The organism is Pseudomonas sp. NFACC46-3 (assembly GCF_900114515.1).
Lineage (GTDB): Bacteria > Pseudomonadota > Gammaproteobacteria > Pseudomonadales > Pseudomonadaceae > Aquipseudomonas > Aquipseudomonas fluorescens_Q.
In genome coordinates this window covers 35223-50772 of the sequence record NZ_FOTH01000029.1, presented here as the reverse complement: position 1 = coordinate 50772, position 15550 = coordinate 35223, and the positions used below count along the sequence as shown (strand labels likewise).

Sequence of the window (15550 nt, the reverse complement as noted above, 5' to 3'; positions counted from 1 at the left end):
TTTGATCGTTACAGAGGCGGCGGGCCGCCTCTGTTCTTTTGAAACCGCAACCTGTGCAAGCGAGTCATTGTGGCGAGCGAGCTTGCTCGCGCTGGGCTGCGAAGCGGCCCCAAAATTTTGTCGGCAACGCCAATTTTGTGAGTGCTGCGCACTCAAGCGGGAGCAAGCTCCCTCGCCACAAAGCCCGTTCACCCATGGACGCTTTGGTTACTTGGCCGCCCAGGAGTTGAAGCGCTGCTCCAGTTGCTCACCGTTGTCAGCCCAGAAGCTGACGTCGATCTGCACTTGGTTGGCGATGTTTTCCGGGGTGGTCGGCATGTCCTTCAGGACATCCTTGGCCAGCAACGGTACAGCCTGGGTATTGGCCGGACCGTAGGCGATGTTTTCCGAATAGGTCTTCTGCTGCTGCGGCGCCACCGAGAAGGCGATGAATTTCTTCGCAGCTTCGGCGCGGGTCTTGTCCAGGCCACGTGGGATGGCCCAAGCGTCGAAGTCGTAGATACCGCCGTTCCACACCACTTTCAGGTTGCTTTCTTTCTGTACTGCGGCGATCCGGCCGTTGTAGGCCGAGCTCATGACCACGTCACCGGAAGCCAGGTACTGCGGCGGCTGGGCGCCAGCTTCCCACCACTGGATGTTCGGCTTGAGCTCATCGAGCTTCTTGAAGGCGCGATCCTGGCCGTCTTTGCCAGCCAGTACTTTGTAGACGTCTTTCGGCGCTACGCCATCGGCCATCAAGGCGAATTCCAGGGTGTACTTGGCGCCCTTGCGCAGGCCACGTTTGCCTGGGAATTGCTTGGTGTCCCAGAAATCCGCCCAACTGGTCGGCGCGGTCTTGAGCTTGTCGGCGTTGTAGGCCAGCACGGTCGACCACACGAAGAAGCCCACGCCGCAAGGCTGGATGGCGCCCTTGACGTAGTCTTCGGCCTTGCCGAACAGGGCCGGATCGAGTTGTTCGAACATGTCTTCGTCACAACCACGGGACAATTCCGGGGACTCGACTTCTACCAAATCCCACGAAACGCTCTTGGTATCGACCATGGCCTTGACCTTGGCCATTTCGCCGTTGTACTCGCCAGCCACGATCTTGCCATTGCCGGCCGCTTCCCACGGTGCGTAAAAGGCTTTGACCTGAGCCGCCTTGTTCGCCCCGCCGAAAGACACCACGGTCAGGTCCGGGCCCGCCGCCATCGCGCTTGCCGCACCCATCATGCCCAGTGTCAGGGCTGTGAACTTCAGGGATCTCAACATTTATTGTTCTCTCCACGTGCAGGGTTGGTGTTGGTACAGCAGGGGGCGATCAATTCGCCTCTAGAAGGGGATCGAGCGCACGCACATGCTCGACTTGCCAGCCAAGCGGAACCACGTCGCCAACGGCCAGCCCGGGATCGAGCTCGGCAATCGGTTGCTTCACGAAGAAGTCATTCTTGCCGCAGACTTCCAGGCGAACCCGGACGTGGTCGCCCAGATAGATGAATTCCGCCACCCTCCCTGAGAAGCGGTTGATGCATTGTTCGCTTGCGCCGTTGAGGCTCACCCGTTCCGGGCGGATCGACAGGGTCACCGGCTCGCCAGGCTTGCCGACATTCACCGCCAATGCCTCGACCTTTTCACCGCGTCCCAATTCCACCAGGCAGCGGTCGCCGGTCTGACTGTGCAGACGACCGTTGAGACGGTTGTTTTCGCCGATGAAGTTGGCGACGAAGGTGTTTTTCGGCTCTTCATACAGTGTGCGCGGAGGGGCGATCTGCTGGATCTCGCCCTGGTGGAATACCGCCACGCGGTCAGACATGGTCAAGGCTTCGCCCTGGTCGTGGGTCACGTACACCACGGTGACGCCGAGGCGCTGGTGCAGATGCTTGATTTCCATCTGCATGTGTTCACGCAGCTGCTTGTCCAACGCACCAAGGGGTTCGTCCATCAACACCAGCTGCGGTTCGAACACCAGCGCCCGGGCCAGGGCTACCCGTTGTTGCTGGCCGCCGGACAATTGCGCCGGGTAGCGTTGGGCGAAGCTGTCCAGCTGGACCATGCTCAAGACGCGCTTGACCCGATCACTCACGTCGCTCTTGTTCAGGCCACGCACCGTCAGCGGGAACGCCAGGTTCTCGGCGACGGTCATGTGCGGGAACAAGGCGTAGTTCTGGAACACCATGCCGATGTCGCGCTTGTGCGGTGGCACGTTGTTGATCGAGCGCCCGGCCAGCAGGATCTCACCGGCGGTTGGGGTCTCAAACCCGGCGAGCATCATCAGGCTGGTGGTCTTGCCGGAGCCGGAAGGCCCGAGCAGGGTCAGGAATTCGCCCTTGCGAATGTCCAGGTTGAGGTCTTTGACGATCAGGTTCTCGCCGTCGTAGCTCTTTTGCACACCACGAAAGCTGACCAGCACATCACTGGCCCCCGCGCTTGAATCGACCTGGCTCATACCCGCACCTTTTGTATTGATGACTGCTTGTGAGTCAAGCCTAGTGGAGCCTGGGGCCTGCGCAAATCGGGGCGCAGGAGAGAATCACCTCAGCCGGATGGAAGAGTCGGGGTAGGGATTGCCCTACAGGGATGACGGGATTGGATAAGGGCAGCGGCAAGTGATGAGCGGCAAGCTGCAAGCAGGGGCAAAAAGCGCTGTTGGCGTGTGTCGCAAATGGATATGCCGAGACAAAACCTTGTGGGAGCGCTGAAGCTCAGAGCAACTTGTGCTCCATCGCATACTTCACCAACTCAGCCAATGAGGTGATGTTGAGCTTCTGCATCAGCCGCGCCTTGTGGGTGCTGATGGTCTTGCTGCTCAGGGCCAGTTGCTGGGCGATATCGTTGACGTTGGCGCCCTGGGCCAGGCGTTCGAAGACGGAGAATTCACGCTCGGACAGCAGCGAGTGCAGCGGTCGCGTGTCGGTCAGGCCGACTTCAAAGACCATGCGGTCGGCCAGGTCCGGGTCGATATAGCGTCCGCCGGCCGCGACCTTGCGAATCGCCATGAGCAGCAGGGCCGGGTCGCTGTCCTTGGTCGCGTAGCCGGCGGCGCCGACCTTCAGGGCACGGGCGGCCATTTGCGCTTCGTCATGCATCGACAGCACCAGGATGGCCGGCGGGTTGTTCAGCGCCCGGATCCGTGGGATCGCCTCCAGGCCGTTGACGCCGGGCATGGAAATGTCCAGCAGCACCACTTCGCAGGGCACATGCCGCAAGGTTTCGAGCAACTGCTCACCATTGCTCGCCTCCCCTACCACCACCAGGTCCTTGGCCAGGCCGATCAGTTGCTTGATGCCTTCACGGACGATGGTGTGGTCTTCGGCTACCAGTACACGGATCACATTGTTCTCCAGATTCAGGATCCCTCATCGCGAGCAAGCTCGCTCCCGCAGGGCGTATGTGTACATCTCAATCAATGTGGAGCGAGCTGGCTCGCGATTGGGCCCGCCCAGGCAACCCACCCCATCAGGCCTCATGCAACGGCACCCGCACCGACAGGGTCGTCCCCTCCCCCGGCTCACTCTCCAGGGTCAACTGCCCGCCCATGATCAATACTCGTTCACGCATGCCGACCAGGCCAAAGGAGGTTGGCCGACTCGTATCGGCAATAAATCCTACACCGTCGTCGCTGACGGTCAGACACAATTCGTCGCCCTCCTGAACCAGCGTCAGCTCTACAGTATGCGCTTGGGCATGGCGCATCACGTTGGTCAGCGCTTCCTGGAGAATCCGGAACAGGCCAATGGCCTTGGCGTCGCTCAGGGCCGGCAGGTTGTCCGGCACCTGCACCAGGCATGGGATCTGCGTACGCGCCTCGAAACGCCGAGCCTGCCATTCGATGGCCGAGGCAATGCCAGCATCCAGGATCGGCGGGCGGAGCGCCGTTGCCACATCCCGCACCAGCTGGAACAACTGAGCAATCAGGCGCTTCATGCTATTAAGCCGCTCATGCAGGCCCGGGTCGAGTTGCGCGTAGGCCAATTCGCACATGGATGTTTCTAGCTTCAACACCGTCAGCATCTGGCCCAGCTCGTCGTGGACCTCCCGGGCAATGCGCGCCTTTTCCTCTTCCCGCACACTTTCCAGGTGCGCTGACAATTCGCGCAACTGTTCCCGTGAGCTGGCCAGCTCCAGTTCGATGCGCTTGCTTTCGGTGATGTCCCAGACGATTCCGTCCCAGACATAGGCGCCATCTTCGAGACGGCGGGTGATCGCTTTGATCTCGGCCCAGCGCTCCTGGCCTTCGCGGGTCAGGATGCGGCCTTGCCATGACCAGTCACTGTCGGTGTCCAGCGCCTGGTCCTGAGTGCGGTGGTAATCGGCCTTGTCCTGCGGGTGCACCAGGCTGCGCAGCCCGGTGTCGCTGCGGGCCAGGGTTGCAGGGGAATAACCCACCAGGCTTTCGCTGCCTTCGCTGATGTAGGCAAAGTCGATCTGGCCGGTCACCGGCGCCCGCTCCAGGCGAAAGACCAGGCCTGGCACATTAGCGGCAATACCTTGCAACCGCGCTTCGCTTTCGCGCAACGCCGCCAGCGCTCGTCGGCGCTCGGTCACATCATTGAGGTAGACCACCAGGTATTCAGCGTCGCGAAAGCGCAGGAAGCTCAGAGAAACGTCAGCCGGCAAGATGCTGCCATCGGCTCGCACGCATTCGGTTTCGAAACTCTGCGGCCCATCTTCGCTGGCCCGGGCGCGCTTCCACAGGTTCAGCCAGCGATCCATGTGCAAACCCGGCTCGAAGTCAATCAAGGGGCGGTCGATGATGGCGCCCGAGGCATACCCGAGCATGGTTTCAGCCGCTCGGTTGGCATAACGCACGTGACTGTCCCAATTGACCCAGAGGATGCCGACCGTACTTTGATCGATGGAAAACTGCGTCAGGCGCAAGGCTTCTTCGCTGGCCGTACGCTGAGCGATGTCCTCCCTCGCGGCACGCAGACGACGCTCCAGTGCGCGTTGCTGGCGGCGCTGCCAGAACACGATGGAGACGCTGCTGAGCAGCAGGGCCAGAATCAATAGGGTCAAGTTCTGCCAGAAGCCCGGGGTCTCGGTCAGACGTGGATATTTTGGCTTGAGCCAACGGCTGTGCAATTGCTCCAGCGCCTTGGCCGGGATCGCCTGCAAACCGCTGTCGATGATCTCGGCCAGTTCCGGCCAGTCCCGGCGTGTGGCAACCCGCAGCAACTGCGGCAGGCCGATGTCGCCCACCACCGCCAGCTCGGCGAATTCGGGCTCGACCATCAACCGCCCGAGCTGTGCCTCGTCGACCACCGCGTATCGAGCCTGCTGGGTCAGCAATAATTGCAGGGCCTCGCGCTCCATCGGCACACCTTGCAGATTCAGCGTCGGGTAGTTGCTGCGCAGGTAATCGGCCGTCGCGCTGGGCATGCGCACCGCGACCCGGGCCTGGCTGTCGAGTTTTTCCAACTCCACCCCTTCGGCGCCCTTCTGCGCGCCGACGATCAGTTGCGGCACTCGCATATAGGGATCGGAAAACTGCCAGAGCTTGAGCCCGCCCGGGGATTGGGTCAGGCCCGGAGCTACGTCCACCTCGCCGGCGCGCACCGCTGCTTCCAGTTGTGCCAGGTCCTGGAAATTGCGCCAGGTGAGCTCGACGTTCAACGCCTTGCCCAGCCATTGCATCAACTCGACGTTAGTGCCGGACAAACGCTGCAGGCGCCGGTCGTATTGGGCATAGGGCGCCTGCAATACCAGGCCGACCCGCCATTGCGGATGTTGCACCAACCATTGGCGCTGTCCCGCATTCAATTGCACCCCATGCGTCGACGGTGCGGGCGCGGCCCACGCCATCAAGGGAAGCCATAAACAGCCGATAACCCACAGGCAGCAAAAACGCATCATCGAAGTCTCATGCACTGACAAATACTGACCAACCCATTAGGCTGCCGGAAATACTTCTGGTCATGGAATATCCAATGCCCTCTGTTTATCGCCTGGCGTTGCCAGCATTGTGCCTGTCGCTGATCCTGCCAAGTGCCTTTTCTGTACAGGCCAGTGAAACGGCGCCCGCCGCGCAGCAACCTGCCGAGGAAAAACCCGTCGAGCGCCAACCCTTGCTCGAGCGTAGCCAGGAAGAGGCGACCGCACTTGAACGAAGAGTCCCGGCCCAGGAACAACAACAGTTACAGACCGGCAGCGATGCCTTCCTGGCACTGTGGAAACCGGCCAATACCGGCGACCCCAGAGGCGCAGTCATCATAATCCCCGGCGCCGGCGAAACAGCTGACTGGCCTCAAGCTATCGGCCCTTTGCGGAAAAAGTTGCCAGATGTTGAGTGGAGCAGCCTGAGTATCACCCTGCCGGACCTGCAAAGCGACGTCATTGCACCGCGTGTGGTAGAAACACCGCCAGAGACCAAGCCGACCGACACCGCTGCCGCAGCACCGGACGCCACCACTGCGGCGCCGATCGAACAGGCCGCAGGCGGCGAAGCCGATGCGGCAGATCCCGTCGTCGACCAAACCGATGAAGAACATGCCAAGGCCGACGCCGAGCGCATCTTCGCCCGTATCGATGCAGCCCTGGCCTACGCCGAACAGCAAAGCGCACGCCGTATCGTGCTGCTGGGCCATGGCACTGGCGCTTATTGGGCAGCGCGCTACTTGAGTGAAAAGCAGCCCTCACAAGTCGAACGCTTAGTGATGGTGGCCGCCCAGACCCCGGCCACCGCCAAGCCGGCCCTGGCCGAACTGACCTCGACCTTGAAACTGGCGACCGCCGACATTTTCTACATGGACAAGCCGCTGGATCGAAACGCGGCGCTGGAGCGCTTGCAGGCGAGCAAACGCTTGAAAGGCTCGACCTTCAGCCAGGTGTCCCTCAAGGCCCTGCCGAACCCGGCGGCGGAGCAGGAGCAGCTGTTTCGTCGGGTCCGGGGTTGGTTGAATCCGCAGAAGGCGGGGGAGTAAGGCTGACCCGTTCGGGATGTCGGCGCCCACCCTCCTGTGGCGAGGGAGCTTGCTCCCGTTCGGCTGCGCAGCAGTCGCAATCCGGGTCTTTACGAAGAACCGCAGTGCCCGCTTTGGGGACCGCTTCGCGCTCCAGCGGGAGCAAGCTCCCTCGCCACAGGGGATAGTAGCGCTACCGGAAATTCCGCCGTTCCCGTATCAAGCGATAGGCGTTGTGCAACTCCCGAGTCCTGTCAGTGGCTTCACGCACCTGCAAGGGCGTTGCCCCGCTGCCGGCAATCTTGTCCGGATGGTGGCGACTGAGCAGGCGTCGGTAAGCGCGCTTGATCTGTGACGGTTCGCTGGTGGCGGAAACGCCCAGCAAACGCAACGCCTCCTGATACGTCACCCCACTGCTGGGCAGCGACAGTTTGTGCGGTTCGTAATCGCTGGCCAATGCCTGGACCTGTTGTTGGGTCCAGCCCAGCCACTTGCCCCACCGGGCAATCAATTCACGCTCGCCGACGCCCGCCTTGCCATCAGCCCAAACCATTCGCCAGCAGGCCCGCAGCACGCCTTCCGCCGCATGCGGCTGGGTGCTGAGGCGGCGCAGATAACCGCGTAGGCGGACATCTCCAGACTTGCCCCGGTTGAATGCAGCGATGGCCCGGCGTTGCGCCGATTCGCTCAGGTCCAGGGCCCGCATTTCCTGGCGAGCCTGTTGGATGTGACCGTCGACCACACGCCCATCGCTTTTCGCCAAACGCCCCAGCAACACAAACAACAGTTCATCGTTGCGCAACGCTGGGCGCCCGCCCAGACGCTCACGAAGCTGCTCCCAGCTTTGCACGTTTAGGCGCCTATCCAACGCTTGTCCTAATAACGCACCAAGCATGGCCCCCGGGATGCTGGCTATGGCAAAGCCCGCCCCGGCTCCAATCAGAGTCCCTGGCCACCACATATCAACCGCTCGCTTCTATCAAGGTTTCGACCTGCGCCAAACGTTCATGGGTGCCGACATCGACCCAATGCCCTTTGAGGTGCTCGCCACTGACGCGTCCCTCGGCCATGGCCGCGCGCAACAGCGGTGCGAGCTTGAACGCACCCTCCGCGCAACCGTCGAACAACCGCGGGTGCAGAACGGCGATGCCGCTATAGGTCAGGTTGTCGGCAGGGGCGTGCCTATCGTGAACCTTTCCGTCGACCAGGACGAAATCGCCGTCTGGGTGATGCTCGGGATTATCGACGAGCACCAGGTGCGCCAACCCTTCGAGCGGCCGGCGCAAAGCGCTGAAGTCGTAGTCGGTCCAGACATCGCCGTTCACCACCACAAACGCTTCATCGCCCAGCAGCGGCAAGGCCCGGAAGACTCCACCGCCGGTTTCCAGCGGCTCGCCTTCAGGGGAAAACCGAATGCTCACGCCAAACCGTGCACCATCCCCCAGGTGATCTTCGATCTGCTGACCGAGCCAGGCGTGATTGATCACGATCTCGGTGAATCCGGCCCTGGCCAGCGCCCGCAAGTGGTATTCGATCAAGGGAACACCACCGACGCGAATCAACGGCTTTGGCGTGGTAAGGGTCAAGGGGCGCATGCGTTCGCCCTTGCCTGCCGCCAGAATCATCGCCTTCATGCCGTTGCTCCGGCCGATTGCCGCAGGCTGCCCAGAAGTTCATCGAGCGGTGCCAGTTCCGGACGGCGGGCAATGACCGCTTCTATATAAGCAAAGAATCGCGGCACATCGCCGAGGTAGCGTGGCTTGCCATCACGATGACAAATGCGCGCGAAGATCCCGATGACCTTTAGATGACGCTGCACACCCATCAAATCGCTGGCCCGCAGGAAGTCCTCGAGGTCCGGCTGCACGGGAATGCCGAGGGCGCCGGCCTGCTGCCAGTAACTCTCCAGCCAGCCGCGCACGCGCGCCTCGGGCCAACTGAGGAAAGCGTCCTTGAACAGGCAGGTCACGTCGTAGGTAACGGGACCATAGACGGCATCCTGAAAATCCAGCACGCCGGGGTTCGGCACGCTGAGCATCAGGTTGCGTGGCATGTAGTCCCGGTGCACCAGCACTTTGGGCTGGGCCAGGGCGCTGTCGATCAGCAGCTCGCTGGCCTGCTGCCAGAGCTGCTGCTGGGCCGAATCCAATTCAATCCCCAGCTCGCGCTTGACGTACCACTCGGGGAACAATTCCAGCTCCCGACGCAACAACGCGACATCGTAGCTCGGCAACGGCGCAACCATTGGCAGTTGCTGGAAAGCCAGCAAGGCTTGCAGGGCATCGCGGAATAAATCGTCGGCATTTTCGCCGTTGATCACGTCCAGATAGGTTTGGTTGCCCAAGTCATTGAGCAAAAGAAAGCCGCGCTCAAGGTCTTCGGCATAAATTTTTGGCACGTTAATGCCGGATTTCGCCAGCAAAAAAGCAATATCCACAAAGGGTTTGCAGTTTTCCTGGGGCGGTGGCGCATCCATTACGATCAAACTGCGACCCTCGCCTTCCCAGCGGAAATAACGCCGAAAACTCGCGTCACTGCTGGCGGCGGTCAACGTGGCCGGGGGTACGGGGCCCCAGCCCTGTTGAGTGAAAAGGATCGGCAGTTGTTCATCGAGCCAAACTTTCAGGTGTTGCAAGCGTACATCTTGGTCGGGCATTGCAAGGGTCTCCGACGGCGCTAGCCGTCAAGCGGGTCATGCTTTATTATCCAGCATCTTTTTCAGACCATCGAGAGGCGTGCGGCCCACACCGCGGGCAGATGGCACGCAGGAAGCCCGGACTAATAAGATGGCATTGAAATCCCCCGCGTTTCGTAAAAAATTTCCGTTGCTGGTCACCGGCAGTCTGCTGGCCCTGCAACCCCTGGCCTCTTCATTCGTCGTCGCGGCGCAGCAGTATGACTGCTCCGTCTCCGCTTCGGGTGCCTGGGACTGTGCACCCAAGACACCGGCCGCCGCGTTGCCGCCGCGCCCCGTGCATGACGGCAGTGCGGTTTCCGACAGCGGCGCGGCTCCGGCCGACAGCAGCTCGGGCGAGGAAGCCGGCGAAAAGCCGATGCTCGTTACCGAAGCCAAGGGCCGCGGCCTGAAGTCGCGCAGTGCAGACTACAGTCACCTGGATTGGGTTCCACGGGAGAACCTTACCCCGGCGCAATTGGCTGAAACCGGCCCTTACTGCTCGGGTGCCTATATCGAGCCGACCCGTCCTGGCATGAACGACAAGACGGCCAAGAGCGACGCTCCTACCTTCCTCGGCGCCAAGGCTTCGCGCTATCAACAGGAAGAACAGGTGGCGACGCTGGCCGGCGACGTGGTCATGCGCCAGGGCAGCATGCAGGTCGAGGCCGACGAGGCCAGCCTGTACCAGGCTGAGAACCGCGGTGAGCTGAGCGGTAACGTCCGCGTTCGCGACAACGGTGCACTGATCGTCGGCGACCATGCCGATGTACAGCTGGACACCGGCGAAGCCAAGGTCGACAACGCCGAATACGTGATGCACAAGTCGCGTATTCGCGGTAACGCGCTGTACGCCAAGCGTGCAGAGAATGCGATCATCCGTCTCAAGGACGGTACGTACACCACGTGCGAACCGAACAGCAACGCCTGGACGCTCAAGGGCAACAACATCACCCTGAACCCGGCCACCGGCTTCGGTACCGCGACCAACGTGACGCTGCGGGTCAAGGACTTCCCGGTCCTGTACACACCGTACATCTACTTCCCGATCGACGACCGTCGCCAGTCCGGCTTCCTGCCGCCGACCATCGGCAGCGGCAGCGACACCGGCTTCCTGCTGGTCACCCCGTACTACTTCAACCTGGCGCCGAACTACGATGCCACGTTGTATCCGCGCTACATGGCCAAGCGCGGCCTGTTGATGGAAGGCGAATTCCGCTACCTGACCAAATCCAGCGAAGGTCAGTTCGGTGCTGCGTACCTCAACGACGAGGACGATGAGCGCAGCGGGCAAAGCGACTACGACAAGACCCGCTACATGTATAACTGGCAGCACAAGGGCGGCCTCGACTCGCGCGTGCTGACGGAAGTCGACTACACCAAGATCAGCGATCCTTACTATTTCCAGGATCTTAAAAGCGATCAGATTGGTATCGAGACCAATGATCGCGTCAATCAGCAAGGGATCGTCAGCTATCGGGGGGATAACTACGTTGCCCGCTTGAATGCACAGGCCTACCAGTTGGCGACGATTTCGAAGATCACACCGTACAACCGCCTGCCCCAGATTACGTTCAGCGGTGCTCTGCCGGAGCACCCGTATGGGCTGGATTTCGCATACAAGACAGAGTTGGTGCGGTTTGACCGTGATTTGCGCACTGGCAACTATACCGATGAGGACGGCAACGTCGAGCCGTGGCTGGATACCAACGTTCGCGGCCTGGCACGGGCTAACGGCAATCGCATGAACCTCGCGCCGGTTATGAGCCTGCCGATGACCGCGTCCTATGGCTATCTCAAACCGTCCCTCAAGTACCAATACACCCAATATGATTTGGATCTGGATGGTACGGGCAAGAGCGTCGTTGGAAACGGCTACGACAGCACGCCAAACCGCAGTGTCCCTATCGCCAGCATCGACAGCGGTCTGTACTTCGACCGCAACACGCAATGGTTTGGCACCAACTATCGTCAGACCCTGGAACCACGCCTGTTCTATCTCTATGTACCCGAGAAGGACCAGAGCGACATTCCTATCTTCGATACCAGCGAATCGACCTTTAGCTATTCCTCGTTGTTTCGCGACAATCGCTTCACCGGCTCTGACCGTGTCGGGGACGAGAACAAGTTGTCCTTGGGCGTGACCAGCCGCTGGATTGAAGAGAACGGCTTTGAGCGCCAACGTCTCGCCGTCGGCCAGGCGTTTTATTTCAAGGATCGCAAAGTCCAATTGCCAGGCATTGACTTCGATACTCGAGAAGACGCCAAGTCGGACGTTTCTCCGTACGCACTGGAATACGAATACCACTGGAACCGCGACTGGCGCACCACTGCGACCTACAACTGGGACCCGGACACCCGCAGCCCCCGCTCGGGTAGCGCGATGTTCCATTACCAGCCGGAAGACAACCCGAACAAGGTCATCAATGCCGGTTACCGCTACCGCAACGACCAGGTCCGCTACGACGAGGCGACCGGCCAATGGCAAGTGGGCGGTGGCGACTATGGTCGCCCGGGCGATGCGGACTATGTGAAGGACTACTACAAGATCAAGCAGCACGACTTCTCGGTCATCTGGCCGATCGTGCCACAGTGGAACCTCATCAGCCGCTGGCAGTATGACTACAACCGCAACCGTACCCTGGAAGCCTTCGGTGGTTTCGAATACGACAATTGCTGCTGGAAACTGCGCCTGATCAACCGTTACTGGGTCGACTACGAAGAGTTCAGTCAAGCCGCCCCGGAAAACGAAAAAGGCGACCACGGCATCTTCCTCCAAATTGTTCTGAAGGGACTCGGCGGCCTGACCGGCGCCAAGGTAGAGAGCTTCCTCGACAAAGGCATCCAAGGTTATCGTGAACGTGAAGACCAAGCTTTCTGATTGTCTGCGCCCGCTGATGCTGGGCGCGCTGTTCCTGGGTACCGCGGCCAACGCCGCGGTACAGTCCATCGATAAAGTGGTGGCCATCGTCGACAACGACGTGGTCATGCAGAGCCAGCTGGACCAGCGCGTCCATGAAGTGCAGCAAACCATCGCCAAGCGCGGCGGAGGCCTGCCGCCTCCGGGCGTGCTGGACCAGCAAGTGCTCGAACGCCTGATCGTCGAAAACCTGCAGTTGCAGATCGGCGAACGCTCCGGCATTCGCATCACCGATGAAGAACTGAACCAGGCCGTCGGCACCATTGCCCAGCGCAATAACATGAGCATCGACCAGTTCCGCGCCGCCCTGGCTCGCGACGGCCTCTCCTACGAGGACGCCCGTGATCAGATCCGCCGCGAAATGGTCATCAGCCGTGTGCGTCAGCGCCGTGTGGCCGAACGCATCCAGGTGTCGGAGCAGGAAGTGAAAAACTTCCTCGCCTCGGACCTGGGCAAGATGCAGCTTTCCGAAGAACTGCACTTGGCGAACATCCTGATTCCAACCCCGGAAAGCGCCAACTCCGAAGCGATCCAGAGCGCTTATCGCCAGGCAATGGATGTCTACCAGCAACTCAAGCAAGGCGCTGATTTCGGTCAGATGGCCATTGCCAAGTCGGGCAGCGACAACGCCCTGGAAGGCGGTGACATGGGCTGGAGAAAACCCGCTCAACTGCCGCCTCCGTTCGACCGTGAACTGAGCGCCATGGCCGTGGGCGACATCACCCAGCCAGCACGCACCCCGGGCGGCTTCATTATCCTGAAAGTGCTGGAAAAGCGCGGTGGCGGAACCCAGGTCCGTGACGAAGTCCATGTTCGCCACATCCTGATCAAGCCAAGCGAGATTCGCAGCGAAGCCGAGACCAAGCGCCTGGCGGAGAAACTCTACGACCGCATCGAAGCGGGCGAAGACTTTGCTGAACTGGCGAAGAGTTTTTCCGAAGACCCGGGCTCGGCCCTCAACGGCGGCGACCTGAATTGGGTTGACCCCAATGCACTGGTTCCCGAGTTCCGCCAGGTCATGGCTGACACGCCGCAAGGCCAGTTGTCCAAGCCGTTCAAGAGCCCTTATGGCTGGCACGTGCTGGAAGTCCTTGGCCGCCGCGCCACTGACAGCACCACCCAGGCTCGCGAACAGCAGGCAATGACTGTCTTGCGCAACCGCAAATACGACGAAGAGCTGCAAACCTGGCTGCGTCAGATTCGCGACGAAGCCTACGTTGAAATCAAACTTCCTGGTGCAGACCAGGCAGCGCAGTGAAACCCAAGCGTTTCGCGCTGACCCCCGGCGAACCAGCCGGCATCGGTCCCGACCTGTGCCTGCTGCTCGCCTCGCAAGCCCAGCCACACCCCCTGATTGCCATCACCAGTCGCGACCTGCTCCTTGAGCGGGCCGCGCAACTGGGGCTGGTCGTCAACCTGTTGCCCGTGACCTCGCAGGCCTGGCCGGACGTCCCGGCACCCGCCAACAGCCTGTATGTCTGGGATACGCCCCTGGGTGCTCCGGTCGTCACAGGGCAGTTGGACAAGGCCAACGCCGCGTTCGTCCTCGAGACCCTGACCCGCGCCGGCCAGGGCTGCCTGGACGGTGCCTTCGCCGGCATGATCACCGCACCGGTGCACAAAGGCGTGATCAACGAATCCGGGATTGCCTTTTCCGGGCACACCGAATTCCTGGCGGACCTGACCCACACCGCGCAAGTGGTGATGATGCTCGCTACCCGTGGGCTGCGTGTGGCCCTGGTGACCACTCACCTGCCCTTGCGGGACGTCGCCGACGCCATCACCCCGGAACGCCTGGAGCGGGTCACGCGCATCCTGCACGCCGACCTGCAGGAAAAATTCGGCATCGCCCGGCCGCGCATCCTCGTTTGCGGGCTCAATCCCCACGCGGGCGAAGGCGGACACCTGGGCCGTGAAGAAATCGACATCATCGAACCCACTTTGGAGCGCCTGCGCAGCGAGGGCATGGACCTGCGTGGCCCGCTGCCTGCCGACACTCTGTTTACCCCAAAATATCTGGAGCACTGCGACGCGGTGCTGGCGATGTACCACGACCAGGGCCTGCCCGTGCTGAAGTACAAAGGTTTCGGCGCGGCGGTCAACGTGACGCTGGGCCTGCCGATCATCCGCACCTCCGTGGACCATGGCACTGCCCTGGACCTGGCCGGCAGCGGCAAGATCGATACCGGCAGCCTGCAAGTCGCGCTGGAAACCGCCTACCAGATGGCCGAGACCCATTTATGACCGAGCAATACCAACACCGCGCGCGCAAGCGTTTCGGCCAGAACTTCCTGCATGACGCCGGCGTGATCGATCGTATCCTGCGCTCGATCCGGGCCAAGCCCGACGACCGCCTGCTGGAAATCGGCCCGGGCCAGGGCGCCCTGACCGAGGGCCTGCTCGACAGCGGCGCACAACTGGACGTGGTGGAACTGGACAAGGACCTGGTGCCGATCCTCAACCAGCAGTTCGCCGGCAGAAGCAATTTCAGCCTGCACCAGGGCGACGCGCTGAAGTTCGACTTCAATAGCCTGAACGCTGCACCGAACAGCCTGCGGGTGGTGGGAAACCTGCCGTACAACATCTCCACTCCGCTGATCTTCCACCTGCTGAGCAACGCCGGCCTGATCCGCGACATGCATTTCATGTTGCAGAAAGAAGTGGTCGAGCGTCTCGCCGCCGGCCCTGGCGGTGGTGACTGGGGTCGCCTGTCGATCATGGTCCAGTACCATTGCCGGGTCGAACACCTGTTCAACGTAGGCCCGGGCGCGTTCAACCCGCCGCCGAAGGTCGACTCGGCCATTGTCCGCCTGGTGCCCCATGCCATCCTGCCGCACCCGGCCAAGGATCATCGCCTGCTGGAGCGGGTGGTACGCGAAGCGTTCAACCAGCGCCGCAAAACCTTGCGCAACACCCTGAAACTATTGCTCAGCAGCACCGAAATCGAAGCCGCCGGCGTCGATGGCAGCCTGCGCCCAGAGCAGTTGGACCTGGCAGCGTTCGTGCGCCTGGCCGACAAACTCAGTGAACAGGTCGTCCCGCAAGTCGACGCCAACTGAACGGGTGACGATCGCTATC

12 protein-coding genes are annotated in these 15550 nt (G+C 61.5%); 5 read left to right on the top strand and 7 right to left on the bottom strand.

Annotated features, from left to right (window positions below):
- Positions 1-207: 207 nt before the first annotated feature.
- The 4 genes from BM300_RS23640 to BM300_RS23625 form a co-directional block, all read right to left on the bottom strand.
- Positions 208-1251: an ABC transporter substrate-binding protein gene (locus tag BM300_RS23640; RefSeq protein ID WP_003206153.1), complete on the bottom strand. Its 1044-nt coding sequence runs from the start codon at positions 1249-1251 to the stop codon at positions 208-210.
- 49 nt (positions 1252-1300) lie between these two features.
- Complete coding sequence (locus BM300_RS23635) at positions 1301-2425, bottom strand: ABC transporter ATP-binding protein (RefSeq protein WP_092146421.1); 1125 nt, start codon at positions 2423-2425, stop codon at positions 1301-1303.
- 256 nt (positions 2426-2681) lie between these two features.
- Complete coding sequence (locus tag BM300_RS23630; protein WP_003206156.1) at positions 2682-3311, bottom strand: response regulator; 630 nt, start codon at positions 3309-3311, stop codon at positions 2682-2684.
- A gap of 124 nt (positions 3312-3435) precedes the next feature.
- Positions 3436-5832: a PAS domain-containing sensor histidine kinase gene (locus BM300_RS23625; RefSeq protein WP_092221558.1), complete on the bottom strand. Its 2397-nt coding sequence runs from the start codon at positions 5830-5832 to the stop codon at positions 3436-3438.
- A 74-nt stretch (positions 5833-5906) separates the two neighbouring features.
- Between BM300_RS23625 and BM300_RS23620 the strand changes: the two genes are divergently transcribed.
- On the top strand, positions 5907-6899 hold the full coding sequence (locus tag BM300_RS23620) for an alpha/beta hydrolase family protein (protein ID WP_092464199.1): 993 nt from the start codon (positions 5907-5909) through the stop codon (positions 6897-6899).
- 172 nt (positions 6900-7071) lie between these two features.
- Here BM300_RS23620 and BM300_RS23615 read toward each other — a convergent pair whose 3' ends face one another.
- From BM300_RS23615 to BM300_RS23605, 3 genes are read right to left on the bottom strand one after another with little or no spacing between them, the layout of a single operon-like run.
- Positions 7072-7839 carry a TerB family tellurite resistance protein gene (locus tag BM300_RS23615; protein WP_072342471.1) on the bottom strand — a complete coding sequence of 256 codons (768 nt, stop codon included), beginning with the start codon at positions 7837-7839 and terminating at the stop codon, positions 7072-7074.
- A gap of 1 nt (position 7840) precedes the next feature.
- Positions 7841-8512 carry an N-acetylmuramate alpha-1-phosphate uridylyltransferase MurU gene (gene murU, locus BM300_RS23610; protein ID WP_092464197.1) on the bottom strand — a complete coding sequence of 224 codons (672 nt, stop codon included), beginning with the start codon at positions 8510-8512 and terminating at the stop codon, positions 7841-7843.
- Complete coding sequence (locus tag BM300_RS23605) at positions 8509-9534, bottom strand: aminoglycoside phosphotransferase family protein (RefSeq protein WP_063324112.1); 1026 nt, start codon at positions 9532-9534, stop codon at positions 8509-8511. Before BM300_RS23605 ends, murU begins: the two co-directional genes overlap by 4 nt.
- Positions 9535-9664: 130 nt before the next feature.
- Between BM300_RS23605 and BM300_RS23600 the strand changes: the two genes are divergently transcribed.
- The 4 genes from BM300_RS23600 to rsmA are packed head-to-tail and all read left to right on the top strand — an operon-like array spanning position 9665 to position 15531.
- On the top strand, positions 9665-12433 hold the full coding sequence (locus BM300_RS23600) for an LPS-assembly protein LptD (RefSeq protein WP_063324111.1): 2769 nt from the start codon (positions 9665-9667) through the stop codon (positions 12431-12433).
- Entirely contained in the window at positions 12414-13730 is a 1317-nt protein-coding gene (gene surA, locus BM300_RS23595; protein WP_139197732.1) for a peptidylprolyl isomerase SurA, read from the top strand. The genes BM300_RS23600 and surA overlap by 20 nt, the downstream gene beginning before the upstream one ends.
- The gene (gene pdxA / locus BM300_RS23590) at positions 13727-14716 is read left to right on the top strand and encodes a 4-hydroxythreonine-4-phosphate dehydrogenase PdxA (RefSeq protein WP_063324110.1); all 990 of its coding nucleotides are present in this window, start codon (positions 13727-13729) and stop codon (positions 14714-14716) included. Before surA ends, pdxA begins: the two co-directional genes overlap by 4 nt.
- A complete protein-coding gene (gene rsmA / locus BM300_RS23585; protein ID WP_092464195.1) occupies positions 14713-15531 on the top strand; it encodes a 16S rRNA (adenine(1518)-N(6)/adenine(1519)-N(6))-dimethyltransferase RsmA in 819 nt (272 codons plus the stop codon). Before pdxA ends, rsmA begins: the two co-directional genes overlap by 4 nt.
- Positions 15532-15550 lie beyond the last annotated feature (19 nt).